The organism is Arthrobacter sp. UYCu723, assembly GCF_054059215.1.
In genome coordinates this window covers 984,315-1,001,867 of record NZ_JBSSBW010000001.1, presented here as the reverse complement: position 1 = coordinate 1,001,867, position 17,553 = coordinate 984,315, and the positions used below count along the sequence as shown (strand labels likewise).

The following is a 17,553-nucleotide window of genomic DNA, read 5'->3' as shown; positions in this document are numbered from 1 at the left end:
TACGACGGCGGCGCCGCACCTTTTCGAAAGGTGCGGCGCCGCCGTCGTCTGCTCGCTCGGACCGGTCGGCCCGTGCAGCTAGCTGGCCAGCCAGATGTCCGGGCCGAAGACCTCGTAGTGTATCTTCGTGGCCGGGATGCCGGCGTTGATGGCCTCGTTGCGGATGCTCTTCATGAACGGCAGCGGACCGCAGAGGTACAGCGAGGCGTTTGCCGGGAGGTCCACTTCGCGCAAGGTCATGTTGCCCTGCTTGGCCCCGGCTGACGGCTGCTCGAGCCAGAGCTGGAGGTCGGCGCCGTCGAGGCGTTCGACGTCGTCCGTCATCTGGCCGCGAAGGGCCCAGCTGTCCAGATCGCTTTCCGCGTGCAGGACCAGGACCTGGCGGTCCGAGCCGGACTCGGCGAGGGAGCGCAGGATGGATGCGGTGGGGGTGCAGCCGATGCCGGCGGAGGCCAGGACCACGGGGCCGTCGCCTTCCTTCAGGGTTATCTCGCCGTAGGGGTTGGAGATCTCGAGGATGTCGCCGAGCTCCACATTGTTGTGCAGCACCGGGGAGACTTCGCCGCCGTCGTCCTTCTTGGTGGTGAAGGTGCGGCTCGCGCCGGCCTCGCCGGACAACGAGTACTGGCGGACCTGGCGCAGGCCGTCCGGCAGCTGGACCTTGACGCTGATGTACTGGCCCGGGAGGGCGGGAGTGATGGGGGTGTCGTCGGCCGGTTCCAGGGTGAAGGTCACGGAACCGGTGCCGGCGGGGGTCTTGGCGGCGACCCGCCACGGGCTCCACATCTTGCCGTTGGCCTGGGCCGCGTAGAGGCCCTTCTCGAGCTTGATCAGCGCGTCCGCCATGAGCCAGTAGACCTCGGTCCAGGCCTCGGTGATTTCCGGAGTGATGACCTCGGCGAGGTCCTCGGCGATGGCGGCGAACAGGTGCTCGTAGACCACCTGGTACTGCGGTTCGGTGATGCCAAGGGAGGCGTGGCGGTGGGCGATGCGGGCGAGGACGGTCTCCGGCAGGGTGCCGGGGTTGTTCACCAGGTGGGTGGCGAAAGCGGCGATGCTTCCGGCCAGGGCCTGCTGCTGATTGCCGTTGCGCTGGTTGGAGCGGCTGAAGAGCCCGTCCAACAGTTCGGGGTGGGCGGCGAAGAGGCGTGCATAGAACTTGGGCGTGATCTCCCCGATCCGGGAACCGACCAGCGGGAGGGTGGCCTCGATGACGGGGAAGGACTTGTCCGAGAGCATGTTGACTCCTGAGATAGTGGCCCGGGTCTTCAGCCGGACCGTGATGAATACCTGTATTTCAAATACGAGTATTTATAGTTCAGTTCTACACGGCGTAGAAAACAACGACAAATCGGCAGGATTCCCGGGCGTGGCGGATGGCGCCGGCTGGTGCAATCCGAGCAGGTTGCCAGGACGGCGCGGGACGGTGAAATGGCCGGGCGGTGCCCGGGTCCGTGCGGCCGGTCAGAGCCCGGGGCGCAGGCCGATTGCCTGGAACACGGGGTTCATCTGCCGCGTGGTCGGCAGCGAGGTGACCACGACGCCGTCGAGTTCCCGGTAGAACGCCTCGCGGGCCCGGGCCAGGGCGCCGCGGAGCCGGCACTCATTGATGAGGGGGCAGGTGCCCGTGGCCACGACGCAGTCGGCCGGGTCGGTCCGGGTGTCGAGCTGGCGCAGGAGCTGGCCGACAGTGGCGGCCCGGCCTGAGCTGCTCAGCCGCGACCCGCCATGGCGGCCGCGTTCGACGTCGATCAGGCCCAGTTCGCGCAGCTTCGCCATCGCCTTGCTGACATGGTTGTACGGCGTGCCGACGGCGTCGGCGACGCTCTGGGTGGTCATCAGGCCGCCGTCGGGAGCGGCCGCGAGCACCATCATGGCGCGCAGGCTCACGTCCGCGAAGGCGTTGATCTTCATGGCACCAGCTTACGGTTGGTCTAGTCCACCCAGACGACGGGTTCGTTGGTGTCGGCGGCGAGCTGGCCGAATTCGAGGTCATGCGTGTCGGGGTTCGCGGTGTACGGGAGGACCGCGGCGAACAGCGAGCCGTCCTGGTGCTCGGCGGCAACGTGGATGGCGTCCGAGTCCTCGTCCAGCAGGGTGATGTCACAGACCACGGCGGCGGCGCGGAACTCATCCCGGTGCTGCCGCAGCAACTCCTTGAGGTCGCTGATCATCGAATCCGCATCGAAATCCGCATCCGTGCCGTCGGCGGCGTCGGCGGGCGTCACGGCTACCAGGCGGACCTCGCCGTCGTTCTCGACGACGAGGGCGAAGGGAAGGAAGCCGCCATTGCGCTGCAGTTGCTCCTGCGCCGCACCGACGCCGGTGCCCAGCAGGTTTTCCAGGTCCGTGGCACTGGCCTCGGGCACCGAGTCACGCCAGGAGCCGGCGGGAATTGCTGACGGCAGTTCTGACGGCATTTCCAGCACGGGCCTAGCCCCGGACCTGGGCCAGGACACGGTCGCGGACGCGCTCCATGGTGTCCTTGTCCGTGGCCTCGACGTTCAGCCGGAGGAACGGCTCGGTGTTGGAGGGGCGCAGATTGAACCAGTAGCTGCCGTCCGTGGCGATGAACGTGCTGCCGTCAAGGTGGTCCACCTCTACGTCCTCGGACTGGAAGTCACGGCGGACCCGTTCCACGGCGCCGGCCTTGTCGTCGATCTCGGAGTTGATCTCGCCGGACGATACGTAGGGCTCGTATTCGCGGGCCAGCTCGGACAGCGGACCGTCCTGTTCGCCCATGGCGGCCAGGACGTGCATGGCGGCCAGCATGCCGGTGTCCGCATTCCAGAAGTCCCGGAAGTAGAAGTGGGCCGAGTGCTCGCCGCCGAAGATGGCGCCTTCCGCGGCCATATCGGCCTTGATGAAGGAGTGGCCCACCCGGGTGCGGACGGCCCGGCCGCCGTGCCTCTCCACCAGTTCGGGAACGGCCCGGGAGGTCAGGAGATTGTGGATGACGGTGGGGTTGGCCTCGCCCAGGCCCTGCGCGCGGGCGATCTCCCGGCGTGCGACCATTCCGGTGATGGCCGAGGGCGAGACGGGCTCACCGAGCTCGTCGATGACGAAGCAGCGGTCGGCGTCGCCGTCGAAGGCCAGGCCGATGTCCGCGCCGTGTTCGACGACGGCGGCCTGCAGGTCCCGCAGGTTTTCCGGCTCCAGCGGGTTGGCCGGGTGGTTCGGGAACGAGCCGTCGAGCTCGAAATACAGGGGGACGATCTCCAGCGGGAGCTTGGGCAGCAGGGCATCGCCAAGCACCGCGGGGGTGGTCAGGCCGGCCATGCCGTTGCCGGCATCCACCACGACTTTCAGGGCCCGCGAGCCGCGGAGGTCCACGAGGCTGCGCAGGTATGCGGCGTAGTCCTTGAGGACGTCCTGCACGCCGATCAGGCCACGGCGGGCGGCCTCGGGGATCGCGCCGGCGTTGAGGTACTGCTCGGCGAGGGCCTGGATTTCCTTGAGCCCGGTTTCGGAGGAGATCGGCACGGCGCCGGCCTTGGCCATCTTGATGCCGTTGTATTCGGCCGGGTTGTGGCTCGCGGTGAACGTGGCGCCGGCTGCGTTGAGGGCGCCACAGGCGTAGTAGAGCTCATCGGTGGAGATGAGGTCAAGCAACTGGACGTTGGCTCCGCGCCTGGTGGCGCCGTTGGCAAAGGCCTTGCTGAACTCGGGCGAGGACGGCCGCATGTCTCCGCCCACGAGCACCGTCTGCCCGTCCAGGTTCAGGACGTCGACAAACGCCGCACCCACGGCCTCGACGATTTCCGCGGTGATGGATTCGCCCACAATTCCGCGCACGTCGTAGGCCTTGAAGGAGGCCGAGAGGTCAAAAGTCTTTGTCTTGTCCATAGTCACGCGTCTTATCTTACGTGGAAGCCGTATGGCGCTGTGGAGGAGCAGTCCGGGTGCCGCGCCGATGTGATTGTCCACATGTCGGGGCCCCCGGGCTTCGCGGCCGTCGGAGGGGGCTGGGATACTGGAGCAATGGCCAATAACCAGAACGCTGCAGTCCTTTCCGCCTCCAACCCCGCTCATGCCTCCGGTTCCAATGGAGTTGCCGGGACGCGGGAACAGGCCCAGGAAGTGCTGCGCGAGCTGGTGGGGCACCCGGCCGCGGAATTCCATGACGGCCAGTTTGAGGCCATCGAGGCGCTGGTCGACGGCGGCCGGCGGGCCCTCGTCGTGCAGCGCACCGGCTGGGGAAAATCGGCCGTGTACTTCGTGTCCTCCCTGCTGCTGCGCCGACGCGGCGCCGGACCCACCCTGATCGTTTCCCCGCTGCTGGCGCTGATGCGCGACCAGGTTGCGGCCGCAGCCCGTGCCGGGGTCCGCGCCGTTGCCATCAACTCCGCCAACCAGCTCGAGTGGGACACCGTCCGCGAGCAGCTGGCGGCCGACGAGGTCGACGTGCTGCTGGTGTCCCCGGAACGGCTCACCAACCCGTCCTTCCGCGAGAACCAGCTGCCCGAACTGATCCGCCGCACGGGGCTCCTGGTCATCGATGAGGCGCACTGCATCTCGGACTGGGGCCACGACTTCCGGCCCGACTACCGGCGCATCGCGGACCTGATCACACAGCTGCCGGATTCCGTTCCCGTGCTGGCCACCACCGCCACCGCCAACTCCCGGGTGGTCCACGACATCGAGGAGCAGCTCGGCGCCGGTGTGCTGACCATCCGCGGCGCACTGGGCCGCAAGTCGCTCCGGCTGGGCGTGCTGAGCCTGCCGGACTCCCGCGACCGGCTGGGCTGGCTGCTGACGCACCTCTCGGACCTGCCCGGCAGCGGCATCATCTACACGCTCACGGTGTCCGCGGCCGAGGACACCGCACGCCTGCTGGCCGAAGCCGGGCACGAGGTGCTCGCCTACACCGGCCGCACCGACCCCGCGGACCGGGAACGCGCGGAACAGCTCCTCAAGGACAACCAGGTCAAGGCCCTCGTGGCCACCTCCGCCCTCGGCATGGGCTTCGACAAACCGGACCTGGGATTTGTGGTGCACCTGGGCGCGCCGTCCTCCCCGGTGGCGTACTACCAGCAGGTGGGCCGCGCCGGCCGTGGCGCCGCGAACGCCGATGTCCTGCTGCTGCCCGGCTCCGAGGACCGCGACATCTGGCAGTACTTCGCCACGGCGTCGATGCCCTCCGAGGAAAAGGCCGCCGCCGTCCTCACCGCCCTGGCCGAAGCGGGGACGGCCGTGTCCACCGTGGCGCTGGAGGCCCGGGTGGACCTCCGCCGGACGCCGTTGGAACTCCTGCTGAAGGTGCTGGCCGTGGACGGCGCCGTGGAACGTGTGGGCGGCGGCTGGCGCTCGACCGGACATCCCTGGGCGTACGACGCCGAGCGGTACAGCCGGATCGCCGAGGCCCGCGTGGACGAGCAGGATTCCATGGTCATCTACCAGGACACCGCCGGCTGCCGGATGGAATACATCACCTCGGTCCTGGACGACGAGACCGCCCACGCCTGCGGCCGGTGCGACAACTGCGCAGGCCAGTGGTTCCCGGCAGACATTGCCGCCGCCGCCACGGAAGCCGCGGGCCAGACGCTGAGCCGCGCCGGCGTGCCGCTGGAACCGAGGCTGCAGTGGCCCAGCGGCATGGACCGCCTCGGCGTGAGCGTGAAGGGCAAAATCAAACCGGAGGAAAGCGTGGCCGGCGGCCGGGCGCTGGCCCGGCTCACGGACCTGGGCTGGGGCGGCGCCCTGCGCGAGACCTTCGCCGCGGGAGCGCCCGACCGCACGGTGGACTCCGGCATGCTGCAGGCCTGCGTCCAGGTGCTGCGGGAGTGGGGAACCGGAGACGCGCGCACCCCGGGGTGGAGCGGTGCCGGCCGGCCCGCCGCGATCATCAGCGTCCCGTCCCGCAGCAAGCCGGCACTCGTGGACTCGCTGGCCCGCGGTATTTCGGAGATAGGCCGCATCCCGTACCTCGGCCAGCTGGAGCTCGAACACGGCGGCCCCACGGGCGGCCGCGGCGGCAACAGCGCCTACCGGCTCGCCGGGGTCTGGGACCGCCTCGTGGTGGGGCCGGAACTGGAAGCGGCGCTCACCGGGCTGCAGGGCCAGAGCGTGATGCTCATTGACGACCTCATCGACAGCCGCTGGACCGTGACTGTGGCCGGACGGGCCCTCAGGCTCGCCGGCGCCGGAGCGGTCCTGCCGCTGGTGCTTGGCCAGGCCGGCTGACCTCAGCCCCCGCATGGCGGGGCAGCGTCAGGCTGTCCACGGTGCTCAGGAGCATGACGGCGGCAATCGCCAGGAACGCTGCGCGGTACGGCGCCGTCGGATAGTCCCCAACGGTGGCTGCCGGGCCTGCCAGCGGACCCGATGCCTCGAAGATCCGCAGCAGCAGCGCCCCGACGGCGATCCCGGCGGCCATTGCCAGCTGCACGAGGGTTGCGGAGACGGCGTTGGCTGACGGCAGCTGCGACGGAGCCACATCCGCGTACTGGACCGAGGCATAGGCCGAGAAGCCGAGGGAACGGAACGCTCCGCTGGCCACGAGCAGTGCGAAGATCAGCGGCTCCGGAGTTCCGGCGTCGAGCAGGGCGCACAGGCCAAAGGTGGCCGCCGAGGCCAGCGATGCGAACACCAGCACCGGCTTGAACCCGAACTGCCGGATGATCGGCGTCGTGGCCGGCTTGATCCCGATGTTTCCCACAAACACCGCCGCCACCAGGATGCCCGCGTGCAGGGGGTCCCAGCCGAAGCCGTTCTGGAACATCAGGGGCAGCAGGAACGGCACGGCGCTGATGGTCAGGCGGTAGACGAAGCCGCCGGTGGCGGTGGCACGGAACGTCCGGGTTGCGAAGACGGCGAGGTCGAACAAGGGCTGCGGGGCCCGACGCATCCTCGCCACGGCGCCGGCGAGGAACAGCAGCCCTGCCGTGACGCTGACGGCCGCCGGCAGGGCCGAGGGCTGGCCGCCCGCGAGCTCAAGTCCCACCACCAGCGCCCCGACGCCGAGGGTGGTCAGCGCCAGCCCCGGCCAGTCGAGGCGGCGCCGGCGGTCCCCGCCGGCGGCGGGGACGAGGCGCAGCGCGGCCAGGAACGCAGCAAGCCCCAGGGGCAGGTTGATCAGGAAGATCCAGTGCCAGGAGAGGTAGGTGGTGAGTGCTCCGCCAACCAGCGGAGCGAGGACGGGCGCCAGCAGGCCGGGCCACACCAGATAAGCCGTGGCCCGCAGCAGCTCCTTTTTCGGCGTTCCGCGGAGCACCACCAGAGTGCCCACGGGAACCATCATCGCGCCCCCGGCGCCCTGCAGCACCCGGCTCAGGGTCAACATGGTGAGATCCTGGCTCAGTGCGCAGAGCAGGGACGCGGCCGCGAACGTGGCGATGGCCAGGCAGAAGACGCGCCGTGCCCCCAGCCGCTCCGCCATCCAGCCGCTGAGCGGAATTCCCATCGCCACCGTCATCAGGTAGGCGGTCATGGTGATGTTGACGTCGGCCGCGGGTACAGAGAAATCCGCGGCAATGCTGGGAATCGCGGTAGTCAGGACGGTTCCGTCGAGGAACTCCATAAAGAATGTCGCGGCGACCAGCAGCGCCAGCCGCGGACTCCACTTCCCCGGCGCGGCGGCGGACCCGGAGGAGCCCGCCTGGGCGGGATCTGCGGGTCCGTTCATCCAGCGGCAGGAACTGATATAGCGGCGGGACCGGATTCAGGTACCGGACTTGATTCAGCCACGGGACCGGATTCCAGCACCGCCTTGGCCGCGTTGTGCCCGCCGATGGCGCTGACCGCCCCGCCGCGCCGCGCGCCGGATCCGCAGAGCAGGATCTGCGGATCATCCGTCGCCACGCCCCAGCGCCGGGCCGGGGTGTCCAGGGGTGCACCGTCCTCCACAAAGGGCCAGTCGAGGCCACCGTGGAAGATATTGCCCCGCGGCATCCCGACGGCCCGTTCGATATCGAGGGTGGTTTTCGTCTCGATGCACGGGCGGCCGTCCGGTCCGGTGAGCAGCAGCTCCTCGACCGGTTCGGCCAGCACCGAGTTCAGCGACTTCAGCACTGCGGCCTGGAGCTCCGCGCGCCGCTCCTCGTTGTTGTCCTCGGTGATCAGCCGGTCCGGGACGTGCAGGCCGAACACCGTGAGGGTATGCGCACCGGCCGCCTGCAGTTCGGGGGACAGGATGCTGGGGTCGGTGAGGGAATGGCAGTAGATCTCGCAGGGCAGCGGATCCGGGATGGTCCCCGCCGCGGCGGCGAGGTACGCTGCGTCGAACTGGGACCAGGTCTCGTTGATGTGGAACGTGCCGCCGAAGGCCGCTTCCGGGCTCACGTTGCCATCCAGCAGCCGGGGGAGCCGCTTGAGCAGCAGGTTGACCTTGACCTGGGCCCCTTCGCGCAGGTGGTTGGGGTTGTGCGTCGCGGGCGGCACGGAAGCGGCCGGGGCGGATCCGGATCCCCGGAGCCGGTCGAGAACCACCGGGGCCACGTTGGCCAGGACCCACGGAGCCGTGGCGGCGTGCTCGGAGCCGTCGTGGCGGTAGCTGACCAAGCCGCCGGGACGGACGGCGGTGACTTCGGCCGAGGCAAGGATGGTTGCTCCGGCGGCGCGGGCGGCGCGTTCCAGTTCTCCGGAGACCGCACCCATGCCTCCGACGGGCACGTCCCAGTCGCCGGTCCCTCCGCCGATCAGGTGGTACAGGAAGCAGATGTTCTGCTGCAGGTCCTCGTCGTGCGCCCGGGCGAAGGTGCCGATCAGGGCGTTGGTCAGCACGACCCCGCGGACCAGGTCGTGCTGGAGTTCCCTAGCGATCACGGTCCCGATCGGCCGTTCGATCATGGCCTCCCACGCTTCCTCCGCCCCGGCCTGGACTGCCAGTGCGCGGGCCTCGGACCGGGTCCGCAGCGGTGAAGTCATGGTGGGCCAGAGGGCTTCGGTGAGCTGGCGGCAACGGGCGTAGAAGTCGGTGAAGGCGCGGAACTCGCCAGGGGGAGCACCGATGGCGGCAAAGGACGCGGCAGTGGCGCCGTCGTCCCCGTTGTCGATCAGCAGGGCCCGGCTGCCGTTCTCCGGGTCGGGCGTGTACGAGGAATACCGCCGCCGGGCCAGCTGGATGCGCAGGCCGAGATCGTCGATGATCTGCTGCGGCAGGAGGCTGACGAGGTAGGAGTAGCGCGAGAGGCGGGCGTCGACGCCGTCGAACGCCTGGGCAGACACCGCGGCACCGCCGGCGTGCTCGAGCTTTTCCAGCAGCAGGACCTTGCGGCCGGCCTGGGACAGGTATGCTGCCGCGGCCAGTCCGTTGTGGCCGCCGCCTACGATGATCGCGTCAAACGCGCTGGTGCTCGACATGGGGTTGCTGGACATGGGCCTATCCTGCCATCCGGCCCGGCAGGACGCGCCAGGTGTCCGGCAACCGGACAGTGCCCTCGAATCCGCCGGCCCTCGCGGCGCCGAAACGCTCCGGGTGCGCAAAAGGCCCCGGTCCAGGGACCGGGGCCAAACGCGGAGACGGGGGGATTTGAACCCCCGGTGGAGTTGTGCCCCACACTTCATTAGCAGTGAAGCCCATTCGGCCGCTCTGGCACGTCTCCAATTGCTACTAACTAGCCAACCAAGGATACGCAGAAGGTGCCATGCAGTGCAAAACGACCGGCGCGGGGTCACTTCTGGCCCGTTCAGGCCCGGATGGGCTGGAAGTGACCCCGCGTTGCTCTTGGCTCGGGACGTTCCCGCTCAGGCTCAGCTGCCGGCCAGCGCACGCCACAGGAAATGCTGGCTGCGGCTCTGCAGGGCCGCGGCCTGGCGGTTGTCCGAGGCGCCGGCGTGGCCGCCCTCGAGGGCCTCATGGAACCAGACGTTGGGGATCCCCATCGCCTGCATGCGGGCGGCCATCTTCCGGGCCTGGACCGGGCCCACCCGGTCATCCGAGGTCGCCGTCCAGATGAACGTCTCCGGGTAGTCAATCCCGTCCCGGAGCAGGTGGTACGGCGAGAACGTCTTGATGGACTCCCACTGCTCCGGCACATCAGGGTCGCCGTATTCGGCAATCCAGGAGTAACCGGCGGAGAGCTTGGTGTAGCGGCGCATGTCCAGGAGCGGGACCCCGCAGGACACGGCCCCGAACAGCTCCGGGTACTGGGTGAGCATATTGCCCACCAGCAGGCCGCCGTTGGAGCCGCCCACGCAGCCCAGACGCTGGGTCGAGGTGACGCCGCGGGAGATCAGGTCCTGTGCGACGGCCGCGAAATCCTCGTACGCCCGGTGCCGGTTCTCCTGCAGCGCGGCGCGGTGCCAGGACGGTCCGTATTCGCCGCCGCCGCGGATGTTCGCCACGACGTAAACGCCGCCGCGGGTGTGCGGGGCGTCCCCGTCATGGCCGGCGGACTCCTCGGTGCGGCGTTCCAGCCAGGCGCGGCCGACCGCGCCGCTGTAGGCCGGCGTCCGGGAAATCTCGAAGCCGCCGTAGCCGGAGAGCTGGGTCGGGTTCTGCCCGTCGAGCACCAGATCCTTGGACGCCACCTGGAAGTACGGCACCCGCGTGCCGTCCTTGGACACGGCGAAGTGCTGCTGGACCTCGTAGGCCTCGTCATTGAAGAACGACGGCGAGGAGCGGATCACCTCGTGCGCGCTGGCCACGCGGGCGTCAGCCCCGGTGCCACCGGCACGCCTGAGCGTTCCGCGGGTGAGCGTGCTCGGCGTCGTGAATCCCGTGGCCACGAGCCAGAAATCGTTCCCGGCGCCGGGGGCTTCCCCCTCCGACGCCGGGGCGCCGCCGCCGGTACCGTCGTCGTCAGAGCCCTCGGGGGCGTCCTCGTCGTCCACCGCGAAGGCGTTGACGTCGTGCAGCGGCGGGCAGGCGTCCAGCACGGTGGAGGCCCAGGCCGCGTCCGTGCCGGGCCGCTGCGGATCCAGCACCCGGATCTCCGAGGAGACGTCGCGGAGCAGGTTCAGCAGCAGGAAGTCCCGCGTCCAGCTCCAGGACTGCAGCGAGGTGTGCTCGTCCGGGGTGAAGAGCACGGACAGATCCCGGCCGCCGGCCAGGAAGTCCTCGAAACGGGCCGCGAGCAGCGCTCCTGCCGGATACGTCCTGCCGTTGACTGTCCAGTCCTTCTGTGGCCGGAACAGCAGCCATTCGCGGTGCGAGCTCAGGTTCACGTCGGCCGGGACGTCTATCTGCACCCACTCGCCGTCACGAAGCACCGAGGTGTTCTTCTCGAAGAAGCTGATCCAGTCCACGGCAAAGGTCCGTTCGAAGCCGGGCGTGGAGTCGTGGGCCACCAGGGCCATCATGTGGTCCTCGGGGATCTCGAACAGCCGCTCTGCGGCGGCCAGGGAACCTCCGCGCTGCAGCTTCACGCCGGTCCGGGCGTAGGAGGACGAGGTGCTGGGCAGCCCCTCGGCCGTGGTGGCCACCAGGAGCGTGTCCGCGTCGAGCCAGGAGGCGTTTCCCTTCGCCGTGGGCAGATCGAAGCCCCCGGCTGCGGCGTCCACGAAGCTGCGGCTCTCGACGTCGAACTCGCGGTGGCGGTTCGCGTCACCGCCGTCGGGGGAGAGGGCCAGCAGGGCACGCCGGTGCGGTTCGCCCTCGGACGGGCGGAGGAAGTTGGCGCCGTGGAAGACCCACTCCTGGCCCTCGGCTGCGGCTAGGGCGTCCACGTCCAAAAGGATGTCCCACTCCGGTGATCCGCCGCGGTAGCTCGCCCAGCTGGTCCGCCGCCACAGCCCCTTGGGGTTGTCCCGGTCCTTCCAGAAGTTGTAGTACCACTCGCCGTGCTTGCCCACCATGGCAATCCGGTCTGTGGAGTCCAGCACTTCCAGGATGCTGCCCTCGAGCCGGGCATATTCGGCATCCTCCAGCAGGTCCTCCGTCCTGGCGTTCTGTTCACGGACCCAGGCCAGTTGCTCCTCGCCGTAGATCTCCTCCAGCCAGATGTTCTCATCGACGGGTTCGGGGGCGGTTCCTGCCCCGGCGGCGGGTCCGGAAGGGCGGCCGGACGCGGACGGGTGAGCAGCTTCAGTGGTGGTCATCTTTCCATCCAAGCAACATCAGCGCGCGGCTAGCAAGTCAAGCGCCCGTCGGCGTCCGCCGGCCAAGCAGGAAGCCGGTTGCCGATACGCTGGATGCCGTGGGCATATCGCAAAGCATCCGGACGGCACTGATAGGCGCCGGTCCCCGGGGCACGAGCGTGCTGGAGCGGCTGCTCGCCAACTGGGTGCCGGCCGGCCCGGACGCAAGGCTCCACATCGATGTGGTTGATCCCTACCCCGCCGGCCCGGGCCATGTGTGGCAGCCGGGACAGTCCCGGCTTTACCTGATGAACACGCAGTCGTTCTACCCCACGATCGTTCCCGAGGACCCCGCGTTGGCGCCTCCGCTGGCCGGAGACACCTTTGACCGCTGGCGCGAACTGCAGCAGCGGCGTCCCCACCCTTCGCTGACCGCGGAGGAACGTGCCGAACTCGCCGCCCTCGGCTCCGCGGACTTCCCCAGCCGTGCCCTGTACGGCCGTTACCTCCGTTCCACGCTTGAGGAACTGCTCTCCGTGCTGCCCGCGGGAGTCACGGTGGAATTCCACGAGACGACGGCGGTCTCCGTCCGGCACGCGGCGGCCCCCGCGGCCGGACCCGACGCCGTGGCTTCGCCCGACGCCGGGACCGGATCCCACGCCGGGACCGGGCATGACGGTGACCTGAACGGGCGAGTGAGGTTCGACGTCGGACTGGCGGGCGGCGCAGTGCTTACCGTCGACTCCGTGGTCCTCGCGCTGGGCCACCTCGAATCGCGGCTGAACCCGGAGCAGCGGGAGCTGAAGGCCGCGGCGGAGGAGCTCGGGCTGCTGTACCTGCCGCCGGCCGCGCCGGCCGACGTCGACTGGTCCCGGGTGCCGGCCGTCAGGCCGGTGCTGGTGCGCGGCATGGGCCTGAATTTCTTCGACGTCATGGGCCAGCTGACCGAGGGACGGGGAGGCACCTTCCTGGCCGGGGAGGACGGCGGGCTGAGCTACCGGCCGTCCGGCCGAGAACCGCTTATCATCGCGGCCTCGCGCCGCGGCACTCCGTACCGGGCCAAGGCCGCCCTGGCCGGGTATTACCCCTCCGCCGTGACGTTGCGGTACTGCACGGAAAGCGCGCTGGCGAGGTTCGGCGAGGCGGGGATCCAGCCCGCCTTCGACCACGACCTCTGGCCGCTCCTGCACCGCGACGCTGTCTGGGCGTACTACTCGACGCTCGCGCGCTCGCAGCCCGGCGCCATCCTGACCGATCCCACCGAGTTCCTGCGGGCGCTGGAGGAGTCGCTGCGCCCGCACGCGCACAGCGCGGCCAAATGGGAGGACGCGGTGGATTCCGCGATCGCGGTGCATGTCCGACCGGCCCACCGGCTGGACCTGCTGGGCCTGGCGGCACCGCTGGCCGGCCGTTCCTTTGACTCCCGGGCGGAGCTGGACGCCGCCGTCGTCGAGTATCTCCTCGACGATGCCCGCCGCTCCGCGCTGGGGGAGGACGATCCGGTAAAGATGACGATCGGAGCCCTGCACCACGGGCGGGCGGTGCTGAAGACGGCGGTGGCCGACGGCGGCATCACGGACGAGTCGTGGGTGGCCGGGCTGCGCGGCTGGTTCGAGTCGTTCGTTGAAGGCCTTGCCAGCGGGCCGCCGGCGCTGCGCGCCGAACAGCTGGCAGCGCTGGCGCGTGCCGGCGTCGTCCGGTTCGTCGGGCCGGATCCCAAGTTCGGCGTGGACCGCAAGGCCGGGACCTTCACGGCGGCGTCACCGTGGGTAGGCGGCCGGGGCGCCGGCTCTGGCGGCCGGGGTGCCGGCGGAACGGGCACCAGGGGGACAGGCGCCGGCGGGGCACAGGGCGAGGCAGTGGCGGCCGGTGCCCTGATTGAAGCGCTTGCGCCGGCGAACAGGGTTGCCGTCAACGTGTCGGCGCTGCTGGAACAGCTGCTCGCGGAGGGGCTGGTGCGGCCGCGCCTCATGATGACGGTGGAAGGGGTTCCGGTGCAGACCTCCGGCCTGGACGTTTCTCCGCACCCGTACCGGCCGCTGGGCTCAAACGGCTCAGTGACCGAGGGCCTCTATGTCCTCGGGCTGCAGCTCTCCGCGGCGCAGTGGGGGACCGCCATCGCGGCCGAGGCCCGGCAAAAGAACGGCCCCGCCTATCGCAGCGGCCAGCGCACCCTGCACGACGCCGACGAGATAGCCCGCGGCATCCTTGGGATCCTGACCCGCAACAAAGAATGAGCATGCCCCGCACCCGGGCTGAACACTGGACATATGGGCAATATGTCCCGTGCTGCAGCCCAGGGGAGGGCATGCTCATGGCTGGAAGGCTCTCTTACCGCGGCGCGTCCGGGTAGATGCTTCGGGTCTCGGCGCGTTCGTGACGCACCGGGAGCCAGGAGCCGGGGTGCAGCTTCGGCAGGATCTTTGCCACCGCCAAGGCGCCATACATGACGGTATTGATGGCCACGAAGGTCGCCAGGATGGCGAACCATTCGGTGTGCAGGATCGACTCCGGAAACAGGATACCGGTGGGGACGAGGGGGCGGACGGCGGGGATCATGCCTGTGCTTTCACGATCTCGGGGGCGGCCTCGTGGGTGAGGTGTTTCCAGTTGGCGGTGCGTCCCAGTGCGATGTCGATGATGCCTTTGACGTAGACGATGTTGAGGAACATGTCGAAGAGCAGCTCAGGGAACAACGTCAGGGCCAGCAGGCGTGCCCGCCAGCCGCCCTTCCACACCGTGACGACGCGCTCCGTGATGAACACTGCGCCGAGGCCCAGCCAGAACGGGAACCAGATCCAGACATCGAGCGAGAACATCATGAGCAGGATGAGCAGGAGGTAGGCGCTCAGGGCAATGACGCCGTAGCCGATGCCGAGTTGCTGTGCCCAGTACCGGAAGGTCTGCGGGGTCACGCCGTAGGCGCCGATGTTTTCCAGGGCGCCGCGTTGCCAGCGCAGACGCTGGGACCAGAGGGTGCGCCAGCTGGGCATGAGTTCGGTGACCACCGTGCACTTGGCCGGCGAGATCATCAGGGCGCCGAGGGACTTCAGGGCGATTGTCAGCTCGTTGTCCTCAGTCAGGGCAACGGTGTCGTACACGTCGCCGGGGTTCCCCGGGAGGGAGTCCCCGCGCTGTGCGGCGATCGTGCGTAGGGCCCGGGGCCGGAACATGGACGCGGTGCCGGTGAGCACGAAGACGCGGCCCCGGCGTCGGCGGATCTCGCGTCCGTAGCGGATGTATTCATTGCTTTGGAACTGCCCCAGCACGCCGTGGCCCTCCTCCCCGTAGAAGAGGCCGCCCACGGCCATGAGGGCCCGGTCGTCGGTGAATCGTGCCACTGCGGCGGCCAGGAAGCCGTCGTCGAGGCTGGTGTCCGCGTCCATCACCATCACGACGTCGTTGTCGCCCTGGCCGGGCAGCAGCTGTTTAAGGGCCTGGTTCAGTGCGCCTGCCTTCTTCTTGGTGTTTCCGACGGACTCAATGACCTCGACGCCGGCCTGCCGGGCGAGCGCGGCCGTGCTGTCGGTGCAGTTGTCCGCGACCACGATGATGCGCCCCGGGCGGTGCGACTGGGCCAGGAGGGACGCGATCGTGGTGGGCAGCGAAGCTTGTTCGTTGTGCGCCGGGATCAGCACCGTCACGGTCACGGGACCGGCATAGACCTCTCGCGTGTCCGCCATGACGATCCGCGGCGCAAGCGGGGCGGCCTGGGGATTCGCCGAACGGCGCGATTTATTGGTGATGCGGCGTTCCAGCAGCGCGATTCCGGCCGCCAGCAGGAGGGCGAGGGCAATTGCGGCGACAATATTGCGCAGAGCCGGCGCATCGGTGTTGTAGAGGACGTTCCAGACACCCAGGACCAGTCCATGACTCGGCGACTCGTCAGCCCGCGGACTCCCGGCCGCGACCGCAAACCACAACAGCGCCGCTGCGCCGGCGGCGGCCAGTGCTATGACAATGCCAACCGCCCGATGAAACCTTCCCCTGCCCATTGGCCAGACGATACCAGTGTCTCCTGTGCACCGCCTGTCACATTGGTCCCAGCGGTGTCACGAGCACCAAGGCCCGGCCGCGGGAACGAACTTGGTCCCCGGCATCTCCGCCCCAAAGAATGAGCATGCCCCGCCCCCGGGCTGAACACGGGACATATGGGCAATATGTCCCGTGCTGCAGCCCCAGGGGAGGGCATGCTCATGGCTGGAAGGCTAAGAAACTAGGCCTTGAGGCGCTTCTGGTACTGGATCCAGGCGATCGTGTACTTGATCCAGCCGAATACGTCGTACCACTTAGGTGAGCGGTGTCCGGGTGCCTCCACCGGACGCTCCACAGCAGAATACCGGCCAGTAGCCCTTTGGAGAGGGTCTGGCCGGTATCTCTTATAGCAATTTTCGTAATTGTGGTCGGAGGATCTTTCCGGCCCTTCTTCGTCTAGGCGCCCGCGGCGGCCTGAGCCCCCTGTCCGGTGTCAGCCACGATCTTGAACATGGCGCCGGTGGGGTCGGCAAGGGTGGCAAGCCGTCCGAACGGGGTGTCGTCCGGCCCGTCGATCACCCGGGCGCCCATGGAAACGGCCTTCTCGATGGAGGTATCCGCGTCCTCAACGGCGAAGTAGACCTGCCAGTTGGACGGGACCTCGGCGGGGAGGTAGGCCGAGGCGTCCATGATCCCTGCCTTGGCGGCGTCCCCGGCACCCAGTGTTGTGTAGCGGAATTCTGGAGTGTCACTCATGACGTCGGTGTCCCAGCCGAACACGTCCTGGTAGAACTTGACGGCGGTGGCATAGTCCTTGGTGTGGAGCTCATGCCACGCCGGGGCGCCGGCCTCCGCCGCCAGCTCATAGCCCTTCATCTCAGCCGGCTCCCACACGCCGATGGATGCCCCGGTGGCATCGGCGATCATGGCCATGCGGCCCTGATCCGGCACGTCCATGGGCTGCATATAAACCTGTCCGCCGTTTTGGGCCGCAGCCTGCACGGTCGCCGCCGCATCCTCCGACCGCAGGTACGTGCTCCACATGTCCGGCATGCCCGCTATCGAGTCGTCCTTCTGCATCATGCCGGCAACGGTTTTCCCGTCCTTCGCCGCCGTGATGTACCCGCCGTATTTTTCCTCGTCGCCGGTTTGGAAGGTCCAGCCGAAGAGCGTCCCGTAGAACGCCTTGGCTTTTTCGGTGTCCGAGGTCATCAGGTCGACCCAGCACGGTGCGCCGTTGGTGTAGTCAGGTGTTGGCATTACAGGCTCCTGCTCTGTCTGGCGGCGCATGCGCGCTGCGGCGGCCGCCGGATTCGGATGGGTGGTGGAGACATCAGAGAGACTATGCCGGGGGACCGACGGTTTCAATGGTTCGCCGGTTCCGGGCCGCCATCCTGCCCGGGGCGCAAAAATGCCCCCGGCTCTGCGGCAGTCGCAGGAGCCAGGGGCACTGTTCGCGGAAGGTAAGAGATTCGAACTCTTGGTACGGGGTCACCGCACACTGGTTTTCAAGACCAGCTCCATCGGCCGCTCGGACAACCTTCCCTAACGAGTAGTGTTTCATAGGCAGTCGGCTGCCACAAAAAACGTGGCCGCGCTCGCGGACAGCGGCGCTTCCCC

General features: G+C 68.8%; 12 protein-coding genes and 2 tRNA genes. 2 read left to right on the top strand and 12 right to left on the bottom strand.

All coding sequences use genetic code 11. The annotated features are described in order from the left end of the window. Positions 1–78 precede the first annotated feature (78 nt). From ACVWZ8_RS04470 to ACVWZ8_RS04455, 4 genes are all read right to left on the bottom strand, one after another. A complete protein-coding gene (locus tag ACVWZ8_RS04470) occupies positions 79–1,239 on the bottom strand; it encodes a globin domain-containing protein (RefSeq protein WP_456503927.1) in 1,161 nt (386 codons plus the stop codon). Positions 1,240–1,464: 225 nt separating this feature from the next. After that, a complete protein-coding gene (locus ACVWZ8_RS04465) occupies positions 1,465–1,914 on the bottom strand; it encodes an RrF2 family transcriptional regulator (RefSeq protein WP_456503926.1) in 450 nt (149 codons plus the stop codon). 20 nt (positions 1,915–1,934) lie between these two features. Next, entirely contained in the window at positions 1,935–2,420 is a 486-nt protein-coding gene (locus tag ACVWZ8_RS04460) for a hypothetical protein (protein WP_456503925.1), read from the bottom strand. A gap of 13 nt (positions 2,421–2,433) precedes the next feature. Next, on the bottom strand, positions 2,434–3,846 hold the full coding sequence (locus tag ACVWZ8_RS04455) for a phosphomannomutase/phosphoglucomutase (RefSeq protein ID WP_456503924.1): 1,413 nt from the start codon (positions 3,844–3,846) through the stop codon (positions 2,434–2,436). A 135-nt stretch (positions 3,847–3,981) separates the two neighbouring features. On the opposite strand from ACVWZ8_RS04455, the gene ACVWZ8_RS04450 reads away from it, so the two are divergent. Further along, on the top strand, positions 3,982–6,183 hold the full coding sequence (locus tag ACVWZ8_RS04450) for a RecQ family ATP-dependent DNA helicase (protein WP_456503923.1): 2,202 nt from the start codon (positions 3,982–3,984) through the stop codon (positions 6,181–6,183). Here ACVWZ8_RS04450 and ACVWZ8_RS04445 read toward each other — a convergent pair. The 4 genes from ACVWZ8_RS04445 to ACVWZ8_RS04430 all read right to left on the bottom strand — a co-directional run bounded on the left by ACVWZ8_RS04445 (position 6,128) and on the right by ACVWZ8_RS04430 (position 11,979). Next, positions 6,128–7,624: an MFS transporter gene (locus ACVWZ8_RS04445; RefSeq protein ID WP_456503922.1), complete on the bottom strand. Its 1,497-nt coding sequence runs from the start codon at positions 7,622–7,624 to the stop codon at positions 6,128–6,130. The two genes, ACVWZ8_RS04450 and ACVWZ8_RS04445, sit on opposite strands and share 56 nt — an antisense overlap. Beyond that, on the bottom strand, positions 7,621–9,315 hold the full coding sequence (locus ACVWZ8_RS04440) for a phytoene desaturase family protein (RefSeq protein ID WP_456503921.1): 1,695 nt from the start codon (positions 9,313–9,315) through the stop codon (positions 7,621–7,623). The genes ACVWZ8_RS04445 and ACVWZ8_RS04440 overlap by 4 nt, the downstream gene beginning before the upstream one ends. Before the next feature lie 139 nt (positions 9,316–9,454). Then, a tRNA-Ser gene (locus ACVWZ8_RS04435) sits at positions 9,455–9,542 on the bottom strand. A 148-nt stretch (positions 9,543–9,690) separates the two neighbouring features. Continuing rightward, complete coding sequence (locus ACVWZ8_RS04430; RefSeq protein ID WP_456503920.1) at positions 9,691–11,979, bottom strand: prolyl oligopeptidase family serine peptidase; 2,289 nt, start codon at positions 11,977–11,979, stop codon at positions 9,691–9,693. Between the two features lie 98 nt (positions 11,980–12,077). On the opposite strand from ACVWZ8_RS04430, the gene ACVWZ8_RS04425 reads away from it, so the two are divergent. Beyond that, positions 12,078–14,195 (top strand): FAD/NAD(P)-binding protein, encoded by a 2,118-nt coding sequence (locus ACVWZ8_RS04425; RefSeq protein WP_456503919.1) that lies wholly within the window; start codon positions 12,078–12,080, stop codon positions 14,193–14,195. A 94-nt stretch (positions 14,196–14,289) separates the two neighbouring features. Here the strand turns inward: ACVWZ8_RS04425 and ACVWZ8_RS04420 are convergent, their stop codons facing one another. The 4 genes from ACVWZ8_RS04420 to ACVWZ8_RS04405 all read right to left on the bottom strand — a co-directional run bounded on the left by ACVWZ8_RS04420 (position 14,290) and on the right by ACVWZ8_RS04405 (position 17,478). Continuing rightward, positions 14,290–14,517 (bottom strand): hypothetical protein, encoded by a 228-nt coding sequence (locus ACVWZ8_RS04420; RefSeq protein WP_456503918.1) that lies wholly within the window; start codon positions 14,515–14,517, stop codon positions 14,290–14,292. Next, the gene (locus tag ACVWZ8_RS04415) at positions 14,514–15,953 is read right to left on the bottom strand and encodes a glycosyltransferase family 2 protein (RefSeq protein WP_456503917.1); all 1,440 of its coding nucleotides are present in this window, start codon (positions 15,951–15,953) and stop codon (positions 14,514–14,516) included. Before ACVWZ8_RS04415 ends, ACVWZ8_RS04420 begins: the two co-directional genes overlap by 4 nt. A gap of 436 nt (positions 15,954–16,389) precedes the next feature. Next, positions 16,390–17,193 carry a VOC family protein gene (locus ACVWZ8_RS04410; protein WP_456503916.1) on the bottom strand — a complete coding sequence of 268 codons (804 nt, stop codon included), beginning with the start codon at positions 17,191–17,193 and terminating at the stop codon, positions 16,390–16,392. A 197-nt stretch (positions 17,194–17,390) separates the two neighbouring features. Then, a tRNA-Ser gene (locus ACVWZ8_RS04405) sits at positions 17,391–17,478 on the bottom strand. Positions 17,479–17,553: the final 75 nt, after the last annotated feature.